Annotated in this window: 21 protein-coding genes; 9 read left to right on the top strand and 12 right to left on the bottom strand. The window is 69.7% G+C overall.

The annotated features are described in order from the left end of the window. Nucleotides 1-75 precede the first annotated feature (75 nt). The 3 genes from guaB1 (at nt 76) to DOE79_RS07335 (ending at nt 4,071) form a co-directional block, all read left to right on the top strand. Nucleotides 76-1,515 carry a GMP reductase gene (gene guaB1, locus DOE79_RS07345; RefSeq protein WP_120337929.1) on the top strand — a complete coding sequence of 480 codons (1,440 nt, stop codon included), beginning with the start codon at nt 76-78 and terminating at the stop codon, nt 1,513-1,515. 103 nt (nt 1,516-1,618) lie between these two features. Continuing rightward, nucleotides 1,619-3,016 (top strand): hemolysin family protein, encoded by a 1,398-nt coding sequence (locus DOE79_RS07340; protein ID WP_120337928.1) that lies wholly within the window; start codon nt 1,619-1,621, stop codon nt 3,014-3,016. Further along, nucleotides 3,013-4,071: a hemolysin family protein gene (locus DOE79_RS07335; RefSeq protein WP_120337927.1), complete on the top strand. Its 1,059-nt coding sequence runs from the start codon at nt 3,013-3,015 to the stop codon at nt 4,069-4,071. Before DOE79_RS07340 ends, DOE79_RS07335 begins: the two co-directional genes overlap by 4 nt. On the opposite strand, the gene DOE79_RS07330 is transcribed toward DOE79_RS07335, so the two are convergent. Then, entirely contained in the window at nt 4,068-4,931 is an 864-nt protein-coding gene (locus DOE79_RS07330) for a Cof-type HAD-IIB family hydrolase (protein WP_120337926.1), read from the bottom strand. The two genes, DOE79_RS07335 and DOE79_RS07330, sit on opposite strands and share 4 nt — an antisense overlap. Before the next feature lie 99 nt (nt 4,932-5,030). Between DOE79_RS07330 and DOE79_RS07325 the strand changes: the two genes are divergently transcribed. After that, complete coding sequence (locus DOE79_RS07325) at nt 5,031-5,504, top strand: VOC family protein (protein WP_342767961.1); 474 nt, start codon at nt 5,031-5,033, stop codon at nt 5,502-5,504. 4 nt (nt 5,505-5,508) lie between these two features. Here DOE79_RS07325 and DOE79_RS07320 read toward each other — a convergent pair whose 3' ends face one another. Then, the gene (locus DOE79_RS07320; protein WP_120337925.1) at nt 5,509-6,627 is read right to left on the bottom strand and encodes an NADH:flavin oxidoreductase/NADH oxidase; all 1,119 of its coding nucleotides are present in this window, start codon (nt 6,625-6,627) and stop codon (nt 5,509-5,511) included. A 22-nt stretch (nt 6,628-6,649) separates the two neighbouring features. Between DOE79_RS07320 and DOE79_RS07315 the strand changes: the two genes are divergently transcribed. From DOE79_RS07315 to DOE79_RS07300, 4 genes are all read left to right on the top strand, one after another. Then, nucleotides 6,650-7,492: an ADP-dependent NAD(P)H-hydrate dehydratase gene (locus tag DOE79_RS07315; protein WP_120337924.1), complete on the top strand. Its 843-nt coding sequence runs from the start codon at nt 6,650-6,652 to the stop codon at nt 7,490-7,492. A gap of 281 nt (nt 7,493-7,773) precedes the next feature. Further along, the gene (locus DOE79_RS07310) at nt 7,774-9,087 is read left to right on the top strand and encodes a glycosyltransferase 87 family protein (protein WP_220094297.1); all 1,314 of its coding nucleotides are present in this window, start codon (nt 7,774-7,776) and stop codon (nt 9,085-9,087) included. Between the two features lie 2 nt (nt 9,088-9,089). Beyond that, nucleotides 9,090-9,401, top strand: a complete 312-nt coding sequence (locus tag DOE79_RS07305) for a YkoF family thiamine/hydroxymethylpyrimidine-binding protein (RefSeq protein ID WP_120337923.1) — start codon at nt 9,090-9,092, stop codon at nt 9,399-9,401. Between the two features lie 34 nt (nt 9,402-9,435). After that, a complete protein-coding gene (locus DOE79_RS07300) occupies nt 9,436-10,713 on the top strand; it encodes an MFS transporter (protein ID WP_120337922.1) in 1,278 nt (425 codons plus the stop codon). A 27-nt stretch (nt 10,714-10,740) separates the two neighbouring features. Here DOE79_RS07300 and DOE79_RS07295 read toward each other — a convergent pair whose 3' ends face one another. The 8 genes from DOE79_RS07295 to DOE79_RS07260 all read right to left on the bottom strand — a co-directional run bounded on the left by DOE79_RS07295 (nt 10,741) and on the right by DOE79_RS07260 (nt 20,258). Further along, entirely contained in the window at nt 10,741-11,346 is a 606-nt protein-coding gene (locus DOE79_RS07295; protein ID WP_245977300.1) for a response regulator transcription factor, read from the bottom strand. A 121-nt stretch (nt 11,347-11,467) separates the two neighbouring features. Beyond that, nucleotides 11,468-12,751 carry a hypothetical protein gene (locus DOE79_RS07290; RefSeq protein ID WP_120337920.1) on the bottom strand — a complete coding sequence of 428 codons (1,284 nt, stop codon included), beginning with the start codon at nt 12,749-12,751 and terminating at the stop codon, nt 11,468-11,470. Beyond that, a complete protein-coding gene (locus tag DOE79_RS07285) occupies nt 12,748-13,866 on the bottom strand; it encodes a sensor histidine kinase (protein ID WP_245977182.1) in 1,119 nt (372 codons plus the stop codon). The genes DOE79_RS07290 and DOE79_RS07285 overlap by 4 nt, the downstream gene beginning before the upstream one ends. Nucleotides 13,867-13,974: 108 nt before the next feature. After that, nucleotides 13,975-14,700 (bottom strand): hypothetical protein, encoded by a 726-nt coding sequence (locus DOE79_RS07280; RefSeq protein WP_181445868.1) that lies wholly within the window; start codon nt 14,698-14,700, stop codon nt 13,975-13,977. Beyond that, nucleotides 14,687-16,192, bottom strand: coding sequence for a DUF4389 domain-containing protein (locus DOE79_RS07275; protein ID WP_245977181.1), 1,506 nt, complete (start codon nt 16,190-16,192; stop codon nt 14,687-14,689). The genes DOE79_RS07280 and DOE79_RS07275 overlap by 14 nt, the downstream gene beginning before the upstream one ends. A gap of 37 nt (nt 16,193-16,229) precedes the next feature. Then, the gene (metX, locus tag DOE79_RS07270; protein WP_120337918.1) at nt 16,230-17,504 is read right to left on the bottom strand and encodes a homoserine O-acetyltransferase MetX; all 1,275 of its coding nucleotides are present in this window, start codon (nt 17,502-17,504) and stop codon (nt 16,230-16,232) included. 172 nt (nt 17,505-17,676) lie between these two features. Beyond that, a complete protein-coding gene (locus DOE79_RS07265; protein ID WP_120337917.1) occupies nt 17,677-19,005 on the bottom strand; it encodes a bifunctional o-acetylhomoserine/o-acetylserine sulfhydrylase in 1,329 nt (442 codons plus the stop codon). A gap of 140 nt (nt 19,006-19,145) precedes the next feature. Continuing rightward, nucleotides 19,146-20,258 carry an acyltransferase family protein gene (locus DOE79_RS07260; protein WP_120337916.1) on the bottom strand — a complete coding sequence of 371 codons (1,113 nt, stop codon included), beginning with the start codon at nt 20,256-20,258 and terminating at the stop codon, nt 19,146-19,148. A 29-nt stretch (nt 20,259-20,287) separates the two neighbouring features. Between DOE79_RS07260 and DOE79_RS07255 the strand changes: the two genes are divergently transcribed. Next, complete coding sequence (locus DOE79_RS07255; protein WP_120337915.1) at nt 20,288-21,097, top strand: SDR family NAD(P)-dependent oxidoreductase; 810 nt, start codon at nt 20,288-20,290, stop codon at nt 21,095-21,097. 105 nt (nt 21,098-21,202) lie between these two features. Here the strand turns inward: DOE79_RS07255 and DOE79_RS07250 are convergent, their stop codons facing one another. Both DOE79_RS07250 and DOE79_RS07245 read right to left on the bottom strand, forming a co-directional pair. Further along, on the bottom strand, nt 21,203-22,837 hold the full coding sequence (locus DOE79_RS07250) for a solute symporter family protein (protein ID WP_425455700.1): 1,635 nt from the start codon (nt 22,835-22,837) through the stop codon (nt 21,203-21,205). Beyond that, the gene (locus DOE79_RS07245) at nt 22,834-23,181 is read right to left on the bottom strand and encodes a DUF485 domain-containing protein (RefSeq protein ID WP_120337914.1); all 348 of its coding nucleotides are present in this window, start codon (nt 23,179-23,181) and stop codon (nt 22,834-22,836) included. Before DOE79_RS07245 ends, DOE79_RS07250 begins: the two co-directional genes overlap by 4 nt. Nucleotides 23,182-23,229 lie beyond the last annotated feature (48 nt).

The following is a 23,229-nucleotide window of genomic DNA, read 5'->3' as shown; positions in this document are numbered from 1 at the left end:
TCAGTGTGTTGATATCAAGACTAATCCCATCGAGGTGCTGCACCGGCACGGCCGCGGGGGACTAGCGTTAAAAACATGCAGTTCTATGGAGCGGTTCCCCGCCACGACTTGACCTATTCGGACGTCTTCCTGGTTCCCAGCCAGTCGGCCATCAACAGCCGCCTCGACGTGTCGCTCGCCCCTGGGGACGGCACCGCTGCGACGATCCCTATCGTCTCGGCCAACATGAACTCGGTCACCGGCCCTCGCCTCGCCGCGGCATTGGCCCGGCGCGGCGGCCTCGGCGTGTTGCCGCAGGACATGCACCTGCAAGACCTGGATGCGGCCATCCGCTGGGTGAAGTCGCAACCGGTGCAATTCGACACCCCGTTCGTCTTCGCGCCCGACGCCACCGTGGCCGACGCCCTGCGCCAGGTGCCGCCCGTTGAGGGCCAGGGCCTGGTCATCCACGACGCACAGGAGAACTACCTGGGCTGCATCGACGCGTCCAGGCTCGCGACCGCGCTGCCGGATGCCCGCCTGGGCGACCTGCTGCACGGCCGGCTGGCCTCCCTGGACGCCGAAGACATCGACACCGCCCGCAGTGCCTTCGACGTGATGACCGCCGCGGACCTCGACTTCGCCCCGGTGCTCCGGCGCGGCAAGCTGGTCGGCACGCTCAGCCGCAAGAGCGCCCTGCGCTCCACGCTCTACCAGAGCGCTGTGGACGCCTCCGGCCGGCTGCTCGTGGCCGCCGCGGTCGGCATCAACGGCGACGTCGCCGCCAAGGCGCGAGCCCTGGCCGCCGCCGGCGTGGACGTTCTGGTGCTGGACACCGCGCACGGCCACCAGGACGGCATGATCCGCGCACTGAAGACCGTCTCGGCGCTGAAGCTGGGCATCCCCATCGTGGCCGGCAACGTGGTCACCGCCGACGCCGTCGAGCACCTCGTGGGCGCCGGCGCGAACATCATCAAGGTGGGCGTGGGCCCCGGCGCCATGTGCACCACCCGCATGATGACGGCCGTCGGACGCCCGCAGTTCTCCGCCGTGATCGAGACGGCCGAGGCCGCCGCCGGTCTCGGCGCGCACGTCTGGGCGGATGGCGGGGTGCGCTACCCGCGCGACGTCGCCCTGGCCCTGGCCGCCGGCGCCGCCTCCGTGATGATCGGCTCCTGGTTCGCCGGCACCATCGAGGCGCCGGGCACCTTGGACACCGACGCCTCAGGCGCCCTGTACAAGGAGAGCTGGGGCATGGCCTCGACCAAGGCGGTGCGGGAACGTTTCGACCGTCTCGACGCGTACGAGCTGGCGCGCAAGACCCTCTTCGCCGAGGGCATCTCGTCGTCGAAGATCTACCTCGACCCGCTGCGCCCCTCGCTCGAAGACCTGCTCGACATGATCACCTCCGGGGTGCGCAGTTCGTTCACCTACGCTGGGGCGGCCAGCGTGGCTGAATTCCACGACCGGGCCCGGGTCGGCATCCAGTCGGCGGCCGGTTACGAAGAGGGCAAGGCACTGGTGGTTTCCTGGTAACGGGGAGTGTCGGTAACAGGTGCGAACGGTATAGTTGACCCTCTAATGGACGACCCCCCCTCTGCGCATTCGCCCGAACACAAACCCTCGCCCGTGACCTGCGATGGAGCCGCCCGTGTATGAGTGGATCATGCTCGGGATCGGCCTGATCCTGACCCTCGGCACGGGCTTGTTCGTGGCCAGCGAATTCGCGTTGGTCAACCTCGACCGGTCTGACCTCGAGGCGCGGCAGAGCCGCGGGGAGACCCGGCTGGCGATGACCATCGCCGCGCTCAAGATCACCTCGACGCACCTCTCCAGCGCCCAGCTCGGCATCACCCTCACGACCCTGCTCACCGGCTACGCCCTCGAGCCGGCGATCAGTACCCTCCTGTCCGGTCCGCTGGGCGCGGTCGGGATTCCCTCGATCGCCGTCCCCGTGGTGGGCTCGGCGGTGGCGATCGTGCTGGCCACCCTGATCTCTATGATCATCGGCGAACTCGTGCCGAAGAACTTCGCCCTTGCGCTGCCGATCCAGACCGCCAAGTTCGTCATCCCGTTCCAGACCGTGTTCACCACGGTCTTCCGGCCCGCCGTGACCGTGCTCAACGGCAGCGCCAACGGGCTGCTCCGCGCCGTGGGCATCGAACCCAAGGAGGAGATCTCCGGCGCCCGCACCGCCGAGGAGCTCTCCTCGCTCGTGCGCCGCTCCGCCAGCGCGGGCCTGCTCGAGGAGGACACCGCGACGCTGCTGCACCGCACCCTGCTCTTCTCCGGCCACACCGCATCCGACGTCATGACGCCGCGCCCCCGGCTGGCCAGCATCCCGCGCACCGCCAGCGCCCAGGCCGTCATCGACCTCACCCGGCAGACCGGCTACTCCAGGTTCCCCGTCATCGACGAGGGCGTCGACGACGTGGTGGGCCTCGTGCACGTCAAGCAGGCTGTCGCCGTTCCCCGGTTCCGCCGGGCGGATGTGCCGGTGTCTGCCCTGCAGTCCGAGGCCCTCCGGGTGCCGGAGACGATGAAACTCGACGGGCTCCTCGCGGAACTCCGCGGCCGTGGCTTCCAGATGGCCGTCGTGGTCGACGAATACGGCGGAACCGCCGGGGTGGTGACCCTCGAGGACCTGGTCGAGGAACTCGTCGGCGAGGTCGCCGACGAGCACGACCGTACCCGCGCCGGCATCGTGCGCTCGCCCGGCTCGCTCACCTTCCCCGGCATGCTGCGGCCCGACGAACTCGACGAACGCGCCGGCCTCGCGGTGCCGGATGACGGCCCCTACGAGACCGTCGCCGGTTTCGTGATGAGCGAACTCGGCCGGCTGCCCGTGGTGGGCGACATCGTGCGCATCCCCACCGGCGAACTACGCGTTGAGCGGCTCGACGGCCGCCGCATCGACCGGCTGCGCTACACCCCCGACCCCGTCGAACCCCCGACCGGCGCGACAGGCGCGGTCCGCACCATCCAGAAAGCCGACGTGAACACACAGTCAGAACGTGATGGGGTGAGCGGCCGATGAGCGACTGGGCCGGACTCGGCTGGCTGGTCGTGCTCCTGATCGGCAACGCCTTCTTCGTCGGCGCGGAGTTCGCCGTGATCTCGGCGCGGCGCTCGCAGATCGAGCCGCTCGCGGAAGCCGGCAAGCGCAGCGCCAAGACCGCGCTGTGGGCGATGGAACATGCCACTCTCATGCTGGCGACCTCGCAGTTGGGCATCACGGTGTGTTCCCTGTTGATCCTGAACGTGTCGGAGCCGGCCATCCACCACCTGCTCGAGATCCCGCTGAACCTCACCGGGCTGCCCGAAGAGGCCATCGGCACCATCGCGTTCGTGATCGCCCTGTTCATCGTGTCGTACCTGCACGTGGTGTTCGGCGAGATGGTGCCCAAGAACCTGTCGTTCTCGGTCCCCGACCAGGCCGTGCTGATCCTGGCCCCGCCGCTGGTCTTCTTCGGCCGCCTGGTCAAGCCCGTCATCGTGGCGCTGAACTCCACCGCCAACGGCGTGCTGCGGCTGTTCGGGGTGGCGCCCAAGCACGAGGCCACGAGCACCTACACGCTCGACGAGGTCGCCACCATCGTCACGCAGTCCACCCGCGAGGGCGTGCTCACCGACGACTCCGGCGCGCTGACCGCGGCGTTCGAGTTCACCACCCGCAAGGCCAGGGACATCGCGGTGCCGCTGGACCAACTGGTCAGCCTGCCGGAGTCCGCGACGCCCGCCGACGTCGAGAAGGCCGTCACCCGGCACGGTTTCTCCCGGTACGTGCTCGACGGCGCGAACGGCGAACCGGCCGGCTACATCCACCTCAAGGACGTGCTCGGGCTGAACGTCGATCCCGTCGAGAGCGGCCGCAACGGGTACACCGACCCGATCCCGGCCAAGCTCATCCGCCAGCTGGTCTCGATCTTCGAAGACACCGACCTCGAGGACGCCCTGGCGACCATGCGCCGCTCCGGCGCCCACCTGGCGCGTACCTTCACCGCCACGGGCGACGCCACCGGGGTCCTGTTCCTCGAGGACATCATCGAGGAACTGGTCGGCGAGGTGCAGGACGCCACCAGGCGGCTCTAGGCCAGGGTCGGCACAGGCACCGGCTCAGGCAGTTCAGGCAGTTCAGGCAGGGCGTCGAGGATGCTCGTGATGACGCCCTCGTCGACATTCGACGGAGCCTGGTGCCTGGCCAGGGCCCGGATGCTGGGGTGGGCGTTGGCGACGGCGTAGGACTGCCCGGCCGCTCCGAGCATCTCGGCGTCGTTGAGGAAGTCCCCGAACGCCATGGTCTGCTCCCGGTGGATGCCGAGGCTCTGCTGCAGCCGGGTGAGCGCCGTGCCCTTGTTGACGCCAGGGCGCATGATGTCCACCCAGTTGTCGCCGGAGATGACCACGTCGGCTCTCAGGCCGAGCGCCCGCACGGCGGGTGCGATCCGGGTCTCCGCCTGGCCGAGCCCGAAGACGGCGAGCTTGAGCACGTCGTCCTCCGCCGAGGCCGCCCGCACATCGGCCACGACCTCGAGGGCGGCGTAGTAGGGGCGCACGTGCCGGAGGAAGCCCTCATCGGCGCGCTCCACATAGGCGGATCCGGCGCCGCACACGACGATGCCCACATCGGCCCCGTCCGCGGCGGCGCGGCGCACCCAGTCCACCACGGGGGCGATGATCGACCCGATGACCGGTTCCCGGGCGATGCTGACGCCGTCCTGCACGATGTTGGTGCCGTTCTCCGCGATGTACACGAGCCCGGCCCGGCTGCCGAACACCGCGTGCAGGGTCTGGTACTGCCGTCCGCTGGCCGGAACGAAGACGATGCCGGCCGCCTGCAGGCGATCGAGCAGGGGCCAGAACCGGTCGGGCACGCGCCCGTCGGCATCGAGCAGGGTCCCGTCCATGTCCGAGGCGATCAAACGGATGTCGGCGGGCAGGGAAGAGGTCATTTGGCAGAGTTTACCGCCGGGCGGTCCCGGCTGGCGTGTTGCCGGCCCGGCCGGGGCTCTCGCCGCACGAGCGCAGCGGGCGTACCGTGTTGGGTGAAAATGGAAGCGAGGGAACAAATCATGTTGAGTCAACTGGAACCGTCCGCCGTGCTCCCGGCGCGGGACATCAAGCGTGCGCGGACGTTCTACACGGAGAAACTGGGCCTGCAGCCGGCCGAGGAACGTGAGGGCGAGTTGCGGTTCCGCGCACCGTCCGGCGCGTCGGTGCTGGTCTACGAGACCGAGAACGCCGGCACGGCCAAGAACACGGCCCTGCTCTGGACGACGGACGACCTGCCCGCCGAGGTAGCCCGCCTGCGGGACGCCGGCGTGGTGTTCGAGGAGTACGACCTGCCCGGCCTGAAGACCGAGAACGGGATCGCGACGACCGATCAGGAACGCGCCGCGTGGTTCAAAGACTCAGAGGGCAACATCCTCTGCGTTGCTGAAGAACGTGTTGCTGAAGAACGTGTTGCTGAAGAACGTGTTGCTGAAGAACGTGTTGCTGAGGAACGTGTTGCGGAGGAACGCTGAGGCGTCAGGCCGGCCAGGCGGCCCGCAGGTACTGGCCGGGCCAGTAGTCAAGCTGCACGCCGAGCTCATGAGCGGCGCGCAGGGCGAAGTGCGGGTCCCGCAGGAATTCGCGGCCGAGCATCACGGCATCGGCGGCGCCTGAGGCCACGATCTCGTCGGCCTGCCTGGCCGTCGTGATCAGACCGACGGCGTTGACCGGCACTTGGGCGTTGTCCTTGACGAACTGCGCCAGCGGCACCTGGTAGCCCGGCGCGAGCGGGATCTGCACCCCGGTGACGTTGCCGCCGGACGAGATGTCGAAGAAGTCGGCACCCGCCGCCGCGGCCCAGCCGGACACGATCGCGGTCTCCTCGACGCTCCAGCCGTCGGTGGCGTAGTCGGTGGCGGAGAACCGCACGAGCAGGGGAACGCTCTCGCCGGCCTCGGCGCGCACCGCTTCGATCACGCGCAGCAGCAGACGGGCACGGTTCTCCAGCGAACCGCCGAACTCGTCGGTGCGCTCGTTGCTGAGCGGGGAGAGGAACTGGTGCAGCAGGTAGCCGTGCGCCGCGTGCAGCTCGAGCACGTCGAAGCCCGCGGTCAGGGCCCGGCGGGCGGCCGCGGCGAAGTCGGCGATGACGGCCGCGATGCCGGCGGCGTCGAGCGCCGTCGGGGTGGCGTAGCCGCCGAACGCGATGTCGGACGGGGCGAGGGCCGCCCAGCCGCCCTGCTCGGCGGGCATACTGCCGTGTTCGGCGGTGCCCCAGGCCGGGAAGGTGGAGGCCTTGCGGCCGGCGTGGGCGAGCTGGATGCCCGCCGTGGCGCCCTGCTCGTGCAGGTAGGCGACGATCCGGGTCCAGGCCTCGGTCTGGGCATCGTTCCAGATGCCGGTGTCCCGGTCGGTGATGCGGCCATCGGGGCTGACCGCGGTCGCCTCGGTCACGATCAGGCCGGCACCGCCCGCGGCGAGGGAGCCCAGGTGCACGAGATGCCAGTCGGTGGGGATGCCGTCCAGACGGTGCACGGAGTACTGGCACATCGGAGCCACCCAGAGCCGGTTGCGGATCTCGACACCGCGCAGGGTGATCGGGTCGAAGAGCGAGACGGCTGGGGCCGTGGAGGGAGCTGTGGAGGTATCGGGCACCGAAACAACCTATCGTGAGTGCATGGCGAAACCACGACGATGGCTGGAATGGGAGGCCGCCCAGGCCCGCGACTGGATCGCGGTTCCGCAGGCGACCGACGACAAGTACAGCCGCGGCGTGCTGGGCGTGCGCACCGGCTCCACCGCGTACCCGGGGGCTGCGGTGCTCGGCGTCGAAGCAGCGAGCCGCACGGGCGTGGGCATGGTGCGCTACCTCGGCCCGAAGCGGGTCTCCGCCCTGGTGCTTCAACGCCGCCCGGAGGTCGTCACGGCCGACGGCCGGGTACAGGCCTGGCTGCTCGGGTCGGGTATGGACGCCGGTGCCCGCAGCGACGAGGAGACGGCGCGGCTGCGGAAGGCCCTGAAGCAGGGACTGCCGACGGTCGTCGATGCCGGCGCCCTCGATCTGGTGGGCGGCACGGCCGGGCCCACGGTGATCACCCCGCACTTCCGTGAGCTGGCCGGCGTCTTGGGCCGCTCCGGCCAGACCGTCACAGCCGACCAGATCGCCGGCGACCCCGGGGAGTGGGCCGTGCGGGCCGCCGGCACGCTCGGCTGCACGGTGCTGCTCAAAGGCAGTGTCACGCACATCGCCTCACCGTCCGGCATCCGCCTGACCGTCTCGGGCGCACCGGCCTGGCTGGCCACGGCCGGCTCCGGCGACGTGCTCGCCGGCATCCTCGGCGCGCTGCTGGCCACCCACTCCGCGCGCATCGAGGCGGATGCCGATGCCCTCGCCGCCCTCACCGCCACGGCCGCGTTCGTGCACGCGGCGGCGGCGCACCGGGCCAGCGCCGGGGGACCGCTCGTGGCGCTGGACGTGGCCGAGGCTGTTCCGGCGACCCTGGCCGCGCTGCTCGCCTGACCCTACCGACCCGTCGGAGTCTGGCGGCCCTCGGTGACGGTGGCTACACTCGCTTCCAGGGCTCGGTCCAGCTGGGACGCTTCTTCCAGGTGACCGCACTCATCGTGGTGCTCATGCTCGCCCGAGCCGGGATGCGACCTCTGCTGGAGCCTGGGCGACCCAGCCCTCGGGCCTACGGGGCCGGGCGTCCCCGCCGCCTCTGCAGGAGGCCGTGCCGGGGGTCTGGTCGAGGCTGCGTTCCTTCCCGGTAGCGTCGCCCCGGAGATGTGCCACAGTGGAGCGTGCCTGAATCCCCGATCCCCGCCGCAGCATCGGTCGCACCATCGACCGTTCGCCCGCGGTTCCTGCGCCGGCCTCTCGTTCTCTGGGGCGGTTTCGCGCTCGTGCACGCCGTGCTCATCGGCCTCAACCTCAGCGGTGTCGGCTGGCCGCTCGGCGATGTCGAACGGGTGTACCTGGGCTGGGCAGAGGGCACCGTCTCCGGTGCCGTGCGGCTGGGCATCGACACCGACTTCGTCTACCCGATCCTGGCCCTGGCCCCGATCCTCGCGTCCCTGGCGTTCGGGGCGCCGTTGTACGCGCTCACCTGGCTCGGCCTGGTCACGGTGCTCAACGGCGTCGCGTTCGGCGTCCTCACCGGCCGCCGGCCCGGCCGGGCCGCTGCCGGGGCCGCCTGGTGGTGGCTGGGCTTCCTGCTGTTGCTCGGACCCGTCGCGCTGGCCCGGATCGACTCGGTGACGGCGCCGTTGGTGATCCTGGGTCTGCTGTGGCTGCGCACCCGTCCGTTCTGGGGCGCCGTGCTGCTCAGCGTGGCCACCTGGGTCAAGGTCTGGCCGGTCGCGGCGATCGTCGCCCTCGTGGTGGCATCCCGGCGCCGCTGGCAGGTGCTCGCCGCCTTCGCCGGCACCTCCGCACTGATCATCGTGGTGGCCTTGACGATGGGCAGCGGGCTCACCATCCTCAGCTTCGTCACGGAGCAGACCAACCGCGGCATCCAGATCGAGGCCCCGGTGGCCGACTGGTGGTTGTGGCAGTCGGCGCTGGGCATCCCGGGCACGCTGGTGTACTACGACCAGCAGATCCTCACCTACCAGGTGATCGGCACCGGCACCGAGCTGGCCATCGCGGTGATGACCCCGCTGCTCGTGCTCTGTGTGGCGGCCGTGCTTGCGCTCGGCTGGCGGGCCCAACGCCGCGGCGCCTCCGTCGACAGGCTCTTCCCGCCGCTCCTGCTGGCCCTGGTGCTCACGCTGATCGTCGTCAACAAGGTGGGGTCGCCCCAGTTCATGACCTGGCTGGCTGCCCCGCTGATCCTCGGGCTGGTGAGCTCGCCGCGGTCGTGGTGGCGGCCGGCCCTGGTCGCCCTGGTCATGGCGGCGCTCACCCAGGTGGTCTATCCGTATTTCTACGACGGCCTGCTCGCCACCACCCCGGCCATGGTGCTGATCCTCACGGTGCGCAACCTGCTCGAGGTGGTGCTGCTGGGCTGGATGGCGGTGCGGCTGTGGCGGCTGGGCAGCCAGCCCGTCGGCCCAGGAGCACAATCGCAGGTCGCGCCGGACGCCGGCCTGTACCGTTCGATCCTGAAGGAGTAATCATGCTTGTCGCATTCTCACTGGCCCCCTCCGGAGCCCCCACCGACTCGGTGCACGACGCCGTCGCCGCCGCCGTGCGCGTGGTGCGCGAATCGGGCCTGCCCAACCACACCGACTCCATGTTCACCACCATCGAGGGCGACTGGGACGAGGTGTTCGCGGTCGTCAAGGCGGCGGCGGATGCCGTGGGCGCGTTCGGCACCCGGGTTTCGCTGGTGCTCAAGGCCGACATCCGCCCCGGCTATTCGGGAGAGTTGACCGCCAAACTGGACCGCCTCGAGGCGGCCATGGAGCAGACGGACGAACCCGCGTAACACCGTCGACACGACGGGTGCGTATCCTGGGTCGATGCCCTCACTCACCGACGGGACGGCGGCACTGACGCCGGCCCGGGTCCGCCTCGCGCTGCTCGCCCTCGCCCTGGGCGGTTTCGCCATCGGTGCCACCGAATTCGTGGCCATGGGCCTGCTGCCCAACCTCGCCGCGGATCTGCTGCCTGGTCTCTACGCTTACTCCCCGGACTTCGCCAACGCGCAGGTCGGTTGGATCATCTCCGCCTACGCGCTCGGCGTGGTTGTGGGGGCGCCCACCATCGCGGCGGCGGCGGCCCGCTGGCCGCGCAAGCAACTGCTGCTGGTGTTGCTAGCCTGCTTCACCCTGGCCACCATCGCGTCGGCGTTGCTGCCGACCTTCGGCCTCGTGCTCGTGGCGCGGTTTGTCGCCGCGCTGCCCCACGGCGCCTACTTCGGCATCGCCTCGCTCGTCGCGGCGGAGCTGATGGGGCCGGGTAACCGGGCCCGCGGGGTCGCGATCGTGCTCTCCGGGCTCACCATAGCCAACGTCATCGGGGTGCCGTCGATCACCTGGCTCGGCCAGCTGGCCGGCTGGCGGGTGGCCTACATCGCGGTAGCCGCGCTGTTCGCCGTGACCTTCGTTGCCGTGATCGTGGCCGTGCCCTTCCATGCCGGAGACGCCGGCGCCACCATGCGCAACGAGTTGCGGGCGTTCGGTCGCCTCCAGGTCTGGTTCGCCCTGATGATCGGAGCCGTGGGCTTCGGAGGGCTGTTCGCCGTGTACACCTATGTGGCGCCGCTCGTGATCGAGATCACCGGGCTGCCCGCCTTCGCCGTGCCGCTCGTGCTCATCGTGGTGGGGCTCGGCATGACCGTGGGCAACTTCGCCGGCGGGGTCTTCGCCGACCGCAGTGTGCGGCGCAGCATGTACGCCTTCTTCGCCGTGATGCTCGCGGCCCTGCTGCTGCTGGCCCTCTCCGCCCAGCACCTCGCGGGCCTGCTGATCGGGGTGTTCCTGGTGGGCGCGTCGGCGGCGGCGCTGTCGCCGACCATCCAGACCCGGCTGATGGATGTGGCGCACGACAGCCAGTCGATCGCGGCGGCCCTGAACCACTCGGCCCTCAACCTCGGCAACAGCCTCGGCGCGTTCCTGGGCGGCGTCGTCATCGCCGGCGGCCTGGGCTACCTCGCCCCGATCTGGGTCGGCTTCGGGCTCAGCGTGGTGGGCCTGGCGCTCGCGGTGATCACCTTCGGGATCGACCGCGCCCGACGCCGGAGAGGGCGGCCCGTTCCATACGGCACCGCCCTCATCACCGTGGTGGACGCGAACTGAGTCGCGCGCCGACCGGCCCGGTGGAGCCTAGTCGGACTGCAGCAGGATGCCGTCGTGGATGGCGCGCTTCCGCAGCGCTACCTTGGTGCCCACGTCGAAACCCGCCAGGCGGTACTTCTCGCGGATCCGCTTGAGGTAGGACTTCGCGGTCTCCTCGGAGATGCCGAGCTGGTGCGCCACGGCCTTGACCGGTTCGCCGGCGCCGTACAGCGCCATGACCCGGCGCTCCTGAGCGCTCAGGCGAGGCGACGTGCCGGCCGTTCCGCTGTGCAGGGCCAGGTCGAGTTCGGCGGAGATGTACGAGTCGCCTTCGTTCGCGGCGTGGATGGCTTCGACGATGGTGCTGGCTTCCTCGGTCTTCACGAGGTAGCCGAGCGCTCCGGCGGCCAGGGCTTCGCGCACCAGGGCGGGCTCGGAGTAGGTGCTCATGAGCACAGTCTTCACCCCGGCCGTCTTGAGCGTGGAGATCTTGAGCGAGACCGGGATGTTGTCCTTGAGGTCCAGGTCGAGCAGGACCACATCGACCGGGAACTCCGGATGGGTGAGGAGCTCCGACCAGGTGGTCACGGCGGCCACCATGTTGATGTCGTCCGCGGCTCCCCTGATCCACTCGGTCAGCGCCCCCAAGAGCATCCGGTGGTCGTCGACCAGGGCCAACCGGATGGGATTGTCGATGAGCGTCACTGCTGTGTTCGTCACTGCTGCCTCCTGTTGCATGTTCCCCCGTCAGACGCACTCGTGCCGGCTGGCACGGTCAGGCGTCCGCAGGATTGTCAATACTGCATTCGATGTCGACGTGGAGCTGCCCACTACGCACCGAATCGATGTGAGGGCCGACTACTCGGATAGCTTGCCACGTCTCCGGGTCCACGCGTCGCCGAGGCACACCCTCGACGATCATTTTGATCGGAAACCGCAGCATCTCACCGATTTCTCGGCCGCTAGTACGGCCTAAAGGCCCGAATACGAGCGAAACCGTCGGTTCAGCACCTTCTGTGTCGCTGATGAGAAGCCATATCGCCAGAAGCAACGCATCACGCTGCTCGGGCGAGAGCTGGCCGGCCAGCCCGGCCGGGTCGTCGAGGTTGACGGCCGGACCGAGGAACTCCGACTCGGTGAGCGCGTGGCGCAGCCAGGTCTCACGGCGGCCCTCGATGAGGTGCAGGCGCAGCTGGGTGGCCAGGGTCGCCGCGGCGGCCGATTTCGCCGAGCTGAGCGGCAGGGCGGTGCGCCCCGTCGCGACGTCGTCGAGCAGCGTCTCGGCGTCGAGGTCGATGCGGGCCAGTTCCTCGGAGGCGAGCATCCCGACGGCGGAGGACAGCTGGGTGACCGTGCTCTGCACCAGGACCAGGTCGAGTTCCCGCTGCACCATGCGGCGGAAGCCGCGGACGATCGAGACACCGACGAGGGGCGGGAACACACACAGGCTGATGGTGAGGATGGCCGGGGCGAACGTCAACGGGAGGGTGGCCGCGGCCGTGAGGGAGCCCGCGGCGATGACGGCGCCCAGCACCAGGGTGGCGGCGACCACTTCCCTGCCGCGTCGCACGGTGACCAGCATGGCGAACAGGGCGCCCACCCCGGCCGCGGCCGTCGGGTAGGTGCCCATGGCATCGCCACGGCCGTAGCCGGCCAGGTCGAGGCCCACAATGACCTCGCCGATGGCGAGCACGGTCAGGAACATCCAGGTGGGCATCCGGCCGGACAGCCGGTTCACGCACACCATCGTGAGGGCCGTGGCGAGGACGAGGATCACCCAGGCGGCCAGGGTCGGCAACGGGTTCGGATAACGGTCCCACTGTATGGCGAACCGCCACAGCAGGAAGAGCGCGAAGAAGCCGCCGCTCAGGGAGATCCCGACACCGAGATGGCGCCCGCCGAGCCCGGCGCCGTTGGCCCTGGTGGTGTTGACGGTGCGCTGCGGGCGTCGGAACGCGCGCCGACGCTCGTCGCGTTGTTCCTCGAGTAGCTGGCGGTGCGCGCGGGACGAGGACGACCCGCCAGTGCTCAACGGTGCCGGTACGGTTCCGGAGGTCATTTGGGCACCTCGAGGACAACTGTCGTGCCGGCGCCGGGGGAGGAGAACAGGCGTGCCGATCCGCCGACGTCACGAAGGCGCGCCACCACAGACTCAGCGAATCCGAGCCGTTCGGTGCTGACCGCGCTGAGGTCGAAACCCTTGCCGGCATCCGTCACCATGGCGCGCACCGTCGTGTCGTCGTCGGAGATGGTGACGTCCGCGCGGGTGACGCCGGAATGCCGGCGTACGTTCTCCAGGCACTCACCGAGGGCCAGCAGGAACGAATCGAGCACGTCGCTGGGCAGCAACACCTGGCCGCTGCCGTGCCAGTCCACTTCGAGGCCCATCCTGCCGAAGCGTTGTTTGACCGACTCGAGGGTGCTGCCGAGCATCGAGGCCTTCGCCGGCTCAAGGGTGTACACGCCGGACCTGCTCGGGGTGGGCAGCCCGCCGAGGCGGAGCTGCCGCAGGAGCCGGGCGTCGTCGCCGGACTGCTGTCGCAACGCCGCGGGGCTGACGCCCACTCCGGAATGGGCCAGGAGGGTGAGAGTGGCGAGTACGGTGTCGTGCAGCAGTCGGGCGCCCTGCCGGCGCTGGGCCTCGAGTTCGCTGGCGTGTCGTTCGGCCTGATGGGCCCGCCCGATGGCCGCGATGCGTTGCAGCACCCGGGGTACGCTCTGCGCGATCCACCAGCCGCCCAACGACAGCGCCGCCCAGCCGCACACGGTCAAGGCGAGGGGGAGCACCGACCCGCCCGCCGAGATGGTGACGAGTGCCACGGCAGCCACGGTGAGCCCGAACGACGTCAAGAGGACGATTTGTCTCCCCGGCCCGACGACCAGCACGGGGGCGACGCAGCTGATCGCGCCGGCCGCGATAGAGGCGATCACGGCCTCTTCGAGCACGTTGAGTCCGAGCCCCTGGGGCAGGGACATCCCCATGATGAGGATGGTGGTGTTGCCTAGAAGCACGACGCCCAGCGCCCAGCGGAGGGCGCTGCTGCGGCCGAGCAGGTACTGGCAGCCCATGACGAGCAGGAGGAGGGGAACGACCACCAGAGTCACGCGCGGGTCCAGCCCGCCGGGTACAGCCAGGTAGGCCAAGGTCGTCACCGAGGCGGTCAATCCGACCATGCGGCTGACCCGCCGGAGGACCCGGTCTCGCTCTCTGGCAATGCGTGGCATGGATGCAGTGCTCCTCGTGAGTGCTCTACACAGCACCCTATCGGGCCGGGGTCGGTTTTACGCCGTTTGACTAGGACTTTCGCCGCCGGCGGGGTGGTCTCGGCGTCGAATATGCCGCCGGGAACCCGAGCGGGCGTGGCGCAGGAGGGTGCGGAGCACCACGCCGCTGACGACGGCCATGGCCAGGGCCATCAACACGGCGGCGAGCAACCCGATCGCGAGGACCAGCGCGGCGGACTGCCCGGGCTGCCAGAGCGGCGTCGCGACCGCGAAGAAGACCGTGAGGCCCGCGCACCAGGCCGCCGCGCTTCCCGCGATCCACCAGCCGGCACTGGGCAGGTGCCGACGCAGTTCGAACCACTGGGCGAACCCCAGGGTGCACAGCAGGAACGTGGCGAGCAGCGCGGCGGTGACCAACTGGGCGACAGTCGGCCAGCGCTGCCAGACATCGGCCCACTCGGCGGGCAGCAGCCCGACGAACCAGGCCGCGGCAGCGCCGAGTGCCGTGGCGCCGACCCAGCGGGACCGGTCCAGTGCCGGCAGCACGACCCGGAGCACCGTCGCCTGGGTCCAGCCGAGCACCGCACCCTCGACCGCCCCGGCGAGGATGAGCGCGGCGGTGGCGACGGGCGACCCGGCGAAAGCCAGCTGGGCGAGCGCCGGAGCCGCAAAGCCCACGGTCTCGCCGAGGGTGACCCACAGCACCCAGTACCGCAGGAATCGGTCGACGAGGTCGGGATGGGCGCGTGGCGGGGGCGCTGCGGCGCTTCTATCGACCGTCATCGGGAGCGAGGGTGGGGCCGGGCACGGCAGGTGCAGGTGCAGGTGCGGGTGCGGGTGCGGGTGCGGGTGCGGCGGGTGCCGAGCCGGCCGGTGCCAGGGATCCGGGGTCGATGGGGCCCTGATCGAGCCGGAACGGCGGGTACTCGTCCCGCATCAGCGCCGCGTACACGATCACCCGGTAGAGCCACCGGTTCAGCCCCAGGACCAGGTCGAAGATGCCGCGACGGTACCGGCCGCTGAACAGCAGGACCACGGCCGCGATGAGTACCAGCACGGTCAACAGGGAGAACCCGGCACCGCCGCCCGTGGCCCAGTTGTTCCAGCTCGTCGTCCACGCCCAGGTGCCCCCGGTGATGATGGCCACGATGATCAGGTGCGGAATCGCCAGCAGCCAGGACTTCACCAGGACCAGGCCGTGCGAGAGGCGCTCAGGGTAATCCACTTCGAGGTCGGCCGGATAGTCGGTCGCGGCGAGCGTGAACGGCGGGTACCGGTCGGTGCCGAGGGCCGAATACGCGTAGAACGCCACCCGCCAGTTCCAGCGCAGCACCCCGACGTTGTAATTGAAGATCGCCCGGGGATACCGGCCGGTGAAGAGGATGGCGAAGCCCGCCACGATGGTGCTGATCCAGAAGCCGAACCACAGGAAGAACAGCACGATGTAGTGCGGGATGACCAGAACCCACTTGACCAGCCAGAGCGCCCGCGAGAGATCGGGTTGGAGCCAGCCGTTCAGGCGCGCCGGGTAGTCAGCGCCGGGCCGGTCCGGATCGACGGGCGCTTGGGGCCCATGGGCGTCGGGCCGGCTCGACGGGGGCGGTCCGTTGCGGCCGAGGCCGATCACGCCGAGGATCACGAGGGCCAGGCCGATGATGAGGGTCACGAGACCGGTGAGCAACAGTGCAGCCGCTGCCGGGGCGATCAGCCCTGACCGCACACCCGCCCGCAGGTCCACGGCCACGGGCCGGCTGGCATCCGCGTTCATCACCACGACCGCCCACGACCCCGGCTGCACCGACCAGGTGATCTCCTGCGTGCCCGGACCGGCGGCCGACGCGGTCCACCAGGACTGCTCCGCGGGAAGTTCGGGCCGGTCCGAACCGGCGATCTCCCGGTAGGTCACCCGGAACGGGGCGGATTGGATGCCGCTCACCTCGGTGTGCGCGACGCTGGCCAGGTAGCTGTCCACCTCGGTGCGGGGCGCGATCCCGATGAAGACGTCACTCCCGTTGCTGCTGGTGGCCTCCAGACGGATGCGGGCGATATCGAGGTTCAGCGGCGGCGGTGTGTCCGTGGTGGTGACCGGGCCCACGGTGGCGCTGGTGAGCGCGTACGAGTTCGCGACGAACGAAGCTGTGCGGGTGGAGAAGTAGCCGTTGTCGCCCTGCGCCGCGTTGGCGATGGCCGCAACGGTCCCGGCGGCGGTGAGCCCGAAACCCAGCAGGGTGAGGATCGTGCCGATCAGGAGCATCACGAGGGGGCCGGGCTTCATGGCTGCGGATCCTTTCGCGCGGGCGAACCTACCGAATTCAGCCAGAGTTCTCCCGAACGCCGGGACTGTCAACCCTCCCGGTCGGGCCCGCGGAGGCCAGGAGCCTGCGCAGTTGGGCGCCGATGGCCTCGTCCTCGATGAGGAAGCCGTCGTGCCCGTAGCCGGACTCGATCACCACGGTTTCTGCGCCCGCCGGGTCTGGGCCCAGGCCGAGGCCTGCGCCGAGGCCGGCGGCGATCACGCGTTGCCCGTCGACGGGGAACAGCCTGTCGCTGTCGATGCCGACGATCAGGGTACGGGCGGTGATCCGGGCCAGGGCGGCCTCGACGCCGCCGCGCCCGCGGCCGACATCGTGGGAATTCATGGCTTCGACCAGGGTGATGTAGCTGTTCGCGTCGAAACGCCGGGTGAACTTGTTGCCGTGGAAGTCGAGGTAGGACTCCACGGCGAACCGGCCGTGCGCACCCAGCGGGGTGATGTCGCTCTGCCAGCTGCGCTCGAAGCGCTGGTTCAGCTCGGACGGGCTGCGGTAGTTGAGCAGGGCCATCCGCCGGGCGAGAGCGAGGCCGCGGCTCGGGCCGTCGCCGGCGTCGGCGTCGTAGTACTCGCCGGAGCGGAACAGCGGGTCGGTGCGGATCGCCTCGATCTGCACCGAGTTGAGTGCGATCTGGTCGGCCGTCGTGACGGGCGGGGCCGCGAGGATGCCGAGCCGGTCGACCCGGTGGGGCTGGTCGATGCCCCATTCCAACACGTGCATCCCGCCCATCGAGCCGCCCACGATGGCGGCCCACCTGTCGATGCCGAGCCGGTCGCTGAAGGCGACCTGCGCCGCCACCTGGTCCCGGATGGTGAGGTAGGGGAACCGGGGCCCCCACTCGGAACCGTCGGGCGCGAGCGAGGCCGGCCCGGTGCTGCCCTGGCAGCCGCCGAGCATGTTCGGCGCCACCACGAACCAGCGGTCGGTGTCGAGGGCCAGACCGGGTCCCACGATTCCGCTCCACCAGCCGGCAGTGGGATGCCCGGATCCGGAGGCGCCCACCAGATGGCTGTCGCCCGTGAGGGCGTGCAGCACGAGCACGGCGTTGTCGCCGGCGGGGGAGAGCTCGCCCCAGCTCTCATAGGCGATCCGGGCCGCCGGAAGGCGCTGGCCGGCCTCGAGATCCAGGCCGCCGATGTCGACGAAGCGCCGGTGGCCCACCGGGTCGCCGTCGCGCCACGCCCCGGTGACCGGTGGTTTACCCGCGACGGACCGTACCTGTGCCTCGGTCACGAGGCTGGACGGGACGGTGTCCTCGGAGTATTGCCATTCCATACGGCTCCATTGTGGCCAACTTCGGCCTTGACCGCCGATTGTTACGTCATCCGGCGCTGCGCTGGTCGAGCCTGTCTGCGCTGGTCGATTGTGCCTGCGCTGGTCGAGCCTGTCGAGACCCGGTGACCGGCTCAGCGGTCCCGACCAGGGCAGCCCGACCAGCGCAGACGGACTACGCGTTCGCCCGGGACGCCTGCACCACGGCGCGTGCCGCGGCGAGCCCAGCCTCGAGGTCGGCCTGCAGGTCGACGACGTTCTCGATGCCGACCGACAGCCGCACGAGGCCGGGCGTGACACCGGCGGTGAGCTGCTGCTCCGGGGTGAGCTGGGCGTGGGTCGTGGACGCCGGGTGGATGACGAGCGAACGTACGTCGCCGATGTTCGCCAGGTGGCTGAACAGGGTGAGGCTGTCGACCAGCGCGCGGCCGGCATCCACCCCGCCCTTGAGCTCGAACGAGAGCACGGCGCCCACACCCAGCGGGGCGTAGGTGTTGGCCGTGGCGTACCAGGGGCTGGATGGCAGGCCCGCGTAGTTGACCGATGCGATGTCCGGGTGGTTTTCCAGGAACTCGGCGATCGTCTGCGCGTTGGAGACATGGCGTTCGATACGGAGGCTCAGCGTCTCGATGCCCTGGATGAGCTGCCAGGCGCTGGCCGGGGCGATGGCGCTGCCGAGGTCGCGCAGCAGCTGGACCCGGGCCTTGATGATGTAGGCGAGTCCGTCGCCGACAGCTGCGGTGTAGCTGGCGCCGTGGTACGACGGGTCTGGCTCGGTCAGGCCGGGGAACTTCTCGACGTTGGCCGTCCACTCGAACAGGCCGCCGTCCACGATGACGCCGCCGATCACGGTGCCGTGGCCGCCGAGGAACTTGGTGGCCGAGTGCACGATGATGTCGGCGCCGTGCTCGAACGGGCGGATCAGGTACGGCGTGGCGATGGTGTTGTCCACGATCAGCGGTACCCCGTTGGTGTGCGCGACCTCGGCGACGAGGGCGATGTCGAGCACGTTGATCTTGGGGTTGCCGATGGTCTCGGCGAAGAACAGCTTGGTGTTGGGCCGCACGGCACGCGCCCACTCTGCGGCGTCGTCCTGGTCTTCCACGAAGGTGGTCTCGATGCCGAGCTTGGCGAGCGTGTACTTGAAGAGGTTGTAGGTGCCGCCGTAGATCGAGCTCGACGAGACGATGTGGTCGCCGGCCTGCGCGATGTTGAGCACCGCGAAGGTCGAGGCCGACTGGCCGGACGCCAGCAGCAGCGCGCCGGTGCCGCCCTCGAGGGCGGCGACGCGCTCTTCGACAACGGCCTGGGTCGGGTTCTGGATGCGCGTGTAGATGTTGCCGAATTCGGCCAGCGCGAACAGGTTCTGGGCGTGCTCTGCGCTGTTGAAGACGTACGAGGTGGTCTGGTAGATCGGCGTGGCCCTGGCATTGGTCACGGGGTCAGGGCGGGCCCCGGAGTGGACCTGCTTGGTTTCGAACTTCCAGTCTGCGGAATCGCTCATGGGTCGGTCTCCCTGTTCGTGCGTGGGCCGGCATGCCCGGCAGCGGTGTGCGGAGCGCTTCGCTCCGTCTGCAGCAACCCTAGGCAGCCCGGCCGCGCGCGACAACGGTTCCGGACACACAACGTCATCTGCCGGAGCGGTTACTTCCCCGGCCCGTGCGGCAACACGATGGTGCCCGTGTGGGTGGACGGCTCCTGACGGAACAGCCAGCGCAGCCGGGGCTCGACGAGCGGCCGGAAGACCCGTTTGACGACGGGCAATGACAGCAGCACCGAGATGCCGATGGCGAGCAGGATGATGCCGGGTAGCACCCAGGCCGGCTGCGGCCCGTCGAGCACGCCGGTCTCCCGCAACGGGTAGAGCAGGAAGGTGTGCAGGAGATAGATGTACATGGTGGCCGCGCCCAGCGGAGTGAACCAGGTGGCCCGGCGGGGCATCAGCATGAGGAACGCCAGGATGAACCCGAACGAGGCGAGCATCAGGCCCAGCCGGATGACACCGGCCCAGAACTGGTCGTAGCCGAACTGCCAGTAGGCCTCGTCGTAGAGCGTGAAGCTGCGCAGGCGCAGGTCCCGCACACCCACGATGTTGACGGTGACGAGCAGCGCCAACGCCCCGAACAGGGCGATCGCCCCGCTCCGCCAGCGCCACACCGCGCCCGGCGACAGGTGCATCCACCGGGCGGTGAGGGGCCACTGGCGCAGCTTCCAGCCGAACACGAAGAACGGCAGCAGGCCCAGCGTGCGCGACAGCGAGAAGGTGCTGTCGATGTCGCCGACGTAACCGGCGCCCACCGAGATGGCGATGGCGATCAGCAGCGGATACCGCAGCAGCACCAGGTAGGGCAGCAGCACCCGCCAGATGGCCAGGGCGATCAGGAACCAGAGCGTCCAGGACGGGCTCGAATAGTCGATCTTGAGGGTACCGCTGAGCCCCCAGCCGAGCAGGGTCCAGATGCTCTGGAAGATCAGGTACGGGAAGACGATGTCGGTGATGAGGCGGTGCATCTGCCGGGGTCCTGGCGGGCCGGACTTGGCGAAATACCCGCTGACGGCCACGAACACCGGCACATGGAAGGCGTAGATGAACAGGTAGACGCCGTAGGCGGTGTCGGACTCGCCGATGAGCTTGAGGATGGCGTGCCCGATGACCATCAGGGTGATCGCGATCCAGCGGGCGTTGTCCCAGAGCGGAACCCGGCGCTTCGGCTTGTGCGGGCCGGCGTCGTGCGGGGTCTTGGTCGGCGAACTCATCGGGTCCATTCTCCGGGCAGAATAGGGCAATGGGCAAAAGACGAGTCGTGGTCACCGGTGCGAGCAGCGGAATCGGAGCGGCCACCGTGCGCCTGTTCCGGGAGCACGGTTGGGATGTGGTGGGCGTGGCCCGACGCGCCGACCGGCTGGCGGAGCTCGCCGCGGAGACCGGGGCCGCTGTCTTCACAGCCGACCTCACGGTGCAGTCCGACGTTGACGCGTTGCGGGACTTCCTCGCCGCATCCGGGCCGGTGAACGCCCTGGTCAACAACGCCGGCGGCGCCAAAGGGCTCGACTCGGTCGAGCACGGTTCGCTCGACGACTGGGCGTGGATGTACGAGATCAACGTGCTCGCCGTGAAGCGGGTCACCAGCGCGTTGCTGCCGCTGCTGCGCGCATCGGTCACGGCACCGGATGCGGACGACGCGCCGGGTGGCGCTGCAAACGTGTCCGCGGACATCGTCAACATCACCTCCACCGCCGGGCACACCGCCTACATCGGCGGTGGCGGCTACAACGCCGCCAAGTTCGCCGCGCACGCCATGACCGAGGTGCTGCGCCTGGAGCTGAACGGCGAGCCGATCCGGGTGATCGAGGTGGCGCCAGGCATGGTGCAGACCGAGGAGTTCGGCCTCGTGCGTTTCGGTGGCGACCCGGACAAGGCCAAGGCGGCGTACACCAACGTGGCCAACCCGCTGGTCGCCGAGGACGTGGCCGCGACCATCGTGGCCGCCGTTGAGCTGCCCGCGCACGTGAACCTCGACCTCGTGGTGGTCAAGCCCGTCGCGCAGGCCTCCACCACCCTGGTCGCCCGCGGCCCCCTGGCCCCGCGCCCCTGACCCGGTACCTGTTCCCGCAACGGACAATTGCGCCCGGCGTACCGGGCGCAATTGTCCGTTCCGGCCCCAGTCGGGCCACGGGTGGGATCGGGCGAGGGCGGGTGGCTAGTGGTCGCTCGCCTTCTCGGCGCCGAACCCGGTGAGTGAGCGCACCGCCATCTCGGCGGCCAGCTTCGGGTCTTCCCGCTTGGTGCTCGTGACCGAGCCGAGCCAGCCGAGGAAGAAGCCCAGCGGGATCGAGATGATGCCAGGGTTGTTCAGCGGATAGAGCGCGAAGTCCACGCCCTCACCGAACATCGAGGTGGGGGTGCCGGAGAACACCGGCGAGAACACGATCAGCAGGATCGCCGAACCCAGGCCCCCGTACATGCTCCACAGGGCGCCGCGAGTGGTGAAGCCGCGCCAGAACAGCGAGTACAGGATGGTGGGCAGGTTGGCGCTCGCCGCGACCGCGAAGGCCAGCGCCACGAGGAACGCGATGTTCTGCCCCTGCACGCCGATGCCGCCGGCGATCGCGAGGATGCCGATCACCACGACGGTGCGGCGGGCGATCTTGACCTCGCCGTCGGGGTCGCCCTTGCCCTTCTTGATCACGCTCGCGTAGATGTCGTGCGCGAACGAGGTGGCCGCCGTGATGGTGAGTCCGGCCACCACCGCGAGGATGGTCGCGAACGCGATCGCCGAGATCAGGCCGAGCAGCAGCGGACCACCGAGCGCCAAGGACAGCAACGGGGCGGCCGAGTTCACCCCGCCGGGAGACGCGAGGATGGTGTCGGCGCCCACGAGGGCTGCGGCGCCGAAGCCGAGCACCAGCGTGAACAGGTAGAACGCCCCGATCAGGAAGATCGCCCAGACCACCGAACGCCGGGCCTCCTTGGCGCTGGGTACGGTGTAGAAGCGCATCAGTACGTGCGGCAGGCCCGCGGTACCGAGCACCAGGGCTATCGCCAGCGAGATGAAGTCCAGCGGGTTGTGGCCGTACTGCAGCCCGGGGGCGAGGATGGCGTCGGCCGGGGTGGCCGCGGAGTTCGCGACCGCCGCGTCGAGCAGGGTGGACAGGTTGAACCCGTTGATCACCAGCACCCACACGGTCATGGCGCCGGCGCCGATGATGAGCAGGAACGCCTTGACGATCTGCACCCAGGTGGTGCCCTTCATGCCGCCGATGAGCACGTAGAGGATCATCAGGCCGCCGACCACGGTGACCACGATGGACTGGCCGAGCTTGTCGTTGATGCCCAGCAGCAGCGACACGAGTCCGCCGGCGCCGGCCATCTGAGCGAGCAGGTAGAAGAAGCACACCGCAAGGGTGGTCGTGGCGGCGGCGACGCGCACGGGACGCTGCGCCAGCCGGAAGGAGAGCACATCCGCCATGGTGAACTTGCCGGTGTTGCGCATCAGCTCGGCCACCAGGAGCAAGGCCACGAGCCAGGCCACCAGGAAGCCGATCGAGTAGAGGAACCCGTCGTAGCCGTTGACGGCGATAGCGCCGACGATGCCGAGGAACGACGCCGCCGAGAGGTAGTCGCCGGCGATCGCGAAGCCGTTCTGCGGGCCGGTGAAGGAGCGCCCGCCGGTGTAGTAGTCGGCGGCGGTGCGGTTGTTGCGGCCGGCCCGGATCACGATCACCAGGGTGACGGCGACGAAGGCCAGGAAGATCGAGATGTTCAGGACCGGGTTGTTCTCGGCCGGTTCGACCGCGGAGGCGACCGCGCCGAGGCTCATGCCCAGGGCGCTCATGCGGTGGCCTTCGCTTCGAGCTCGGCGCGCAGGTCCGCGCCCAGCGGGTCGAGCACCCGGTTGGAGAACGCGACGTACCAGATGGTGATGGCGAACGTGGTGACGAACTGGCCGAGGCCGAGCAGCAGACCCAGGTTGACGCTGCCGAACACCGGCTGCGCCATCACCTCGGGCAGGTAGGCGGCCACGAGCACATACGCGAAGTACCAGACCAGGAAGAACACGGCCAACGGCACCACGAACCTCCGGCGCCTGCGTTGCAGGTTGACGAAGCGTTCAGAGGTCTCGAATTCGACGTAGTCGATCGATCCTTCCGGCCGGGTGTCTTTCAGTGATTCCTTCATGGGGGCTCCTTTGCTCCGGTGAAATGGGATGGCTGAGTGGTGGGTGGG

This window comes from Cryobacterium soli, assembly GCF_003611035.1.
In the GTDB taxonomy this organism is placed as follows: Bacteria; Actinomycetota; Actinomycetes; order Actinomycetales; family Microbacteriaceae; genus Cryobacterium; species Cryobacterium soli.
The sequence above is the reverse complement of the archived record's forward strand: the minus strand, read 5'-3'. Positions and strand labels throughout refer to the sequence as shown.

What these genes read in the sequence shown, in the direction of transcription:
- guaB1 (WP_120337929.1), top strand. Translation starts at nt 76, where the DNA reads ATGCAGTTCTATGGAGCGGTTCCCCGCCACGACTTGACCTATTCGGAC.
- DOE79_RS07340 (WP_120337928.1), top strand. Translation starts at nt 1,619, where the DNA reads ATGGAGCCGCCCGTGTATGAGTGGATCATGCTCGGGATCGGCCTGATC.
- DOE79_RS07335 (WP_120337927.1), top strand. Translation starts at nt 3,013, where the DNA reads ATGAGCGACTGGGCCGGACTCGGCTGGCTGGTCGTGCTCCTGATCGGC.
- DOE79_RS07330 (WP_120337926.1), bottom strand. Translation starts at nt 4,931, where the DNA reads ATGACCTCTTCCCTGCCCGCCGACATCCGTTTGATCGCCTCGGACATG.
- DOE79_RS07325 (WP_342767961.1), top strand. Translation starts at nt 5,031, where the DNA reads ATGGAAGCGAGGGAACAAATCATGTTGAGTCAACTGGAACCGTCCGCC.
- DOE79_RS07315 (WP_120337924.1), top strand. Translation starts at nt 6,650, where the DNA reads ATGGCGAAACCACGACGATGGCTGGAATGGGAGGCCGCCCAGGCCCGC.
- DOE79_RS07305 (WP_120337923.1), top strand. Translation starts at nt 9,090, where the DNA reads ATGCTTGTCGCATTCTCACTGGCCCCCTCCGGAGCCCCCACCGACTCG.
- DOE79_RS07300 (WP_120337922.1), top strand. Translation starts at nt 9,436, where the DNA reads ATGCCCTCACTCACCGACGGGACGGCGGCACTGACGCCGGCCCGGGTC.
- DOE79_RS07295 (WP_245977300.1), bottom strand. Translation starts at nt 11,346, where the DNA reads ATGCTCTTGGGGGCGCTGACCGAGTGGATCAGGGGAGCCGCGGACGAC.
- DOE79_RS07290 (WP_120337920.1), bottom strand. Translation starts at nt 12,751, where the DNA reads ATGACCTCCGGAACCGTACCGGCACCGTTGAGCACTGGCGGGTCGTCC.
- DOE79_RS07285 (WP_245977182.1), bottom strand. Translation starts at nt 13,866, where the DNA reads ATGGTCGGATTGACCGCCTCGGTGACGACCTTGGCCTACCTGGCTGTA.
- DOE79_RS07280 (WP_181445868.1), bottom strand. Translation starts at nt 14,700, where the DNA reads ATGACGGTCGATAGAAGCGCCGCAGCGCCCCCGCCACGCGCCCATCCC.
- DOE79_RS07275 (WP_245977181.1), bottom strand. Translation starts at nt 16,192, where the DNA reads ATGAAGCCCGGCCCCCTCGTGATGCTCCTGATCGGCACGATCCTCACC.
- metX (WP_120337918.1), bottom strand. Translation starts at nt 17,504, where the DNA reads ATGGAATGGCAATACTCCGAGGACACCGTCCCGTCCAGCCTCGTGACC.
- DOE79_RS07265 (WP_120337917.1), bottom strand. Translation starts at nt 19,005, where the DNA reads ATGAGCGATTCCGCAGACTGGAAGTTCGAAACCAAGCAGGTCCACTCC.
- DOE79_RS07260 (WP_120337916.1), bottom strand. Translation starts at nt 20,258, where the DNA reads ATGAGTTCGCCGACCAAGACCCCGCACGACGCCGGCCCGCACAAGCCG.
- DOE79_RS07255 (WP_120337915.1), top strand. Translation starts at nt 20,288, where the DNA reads ATGGGCAAAAGACGAGTCGTGGTCACCGGTGCGAGCAGCGGAATCGGA.
- DOE79_RS07250 (WP_425455700.1), bottom strand. Translation starts at nt 22,837, where the DNA reads ATGAGCGCCCTGGGCATGAGCCTCGGCGCGGTCGCCTCCGCGGTCGAA.
- DOE79_RS07245 (WP_120337914.1), bottom strand. Translation starts at nt 23,181, where the DNA reads ATGAAGGAATCACTGAAAGACACCCGGCCGGAAGGATCGATCGACTAC.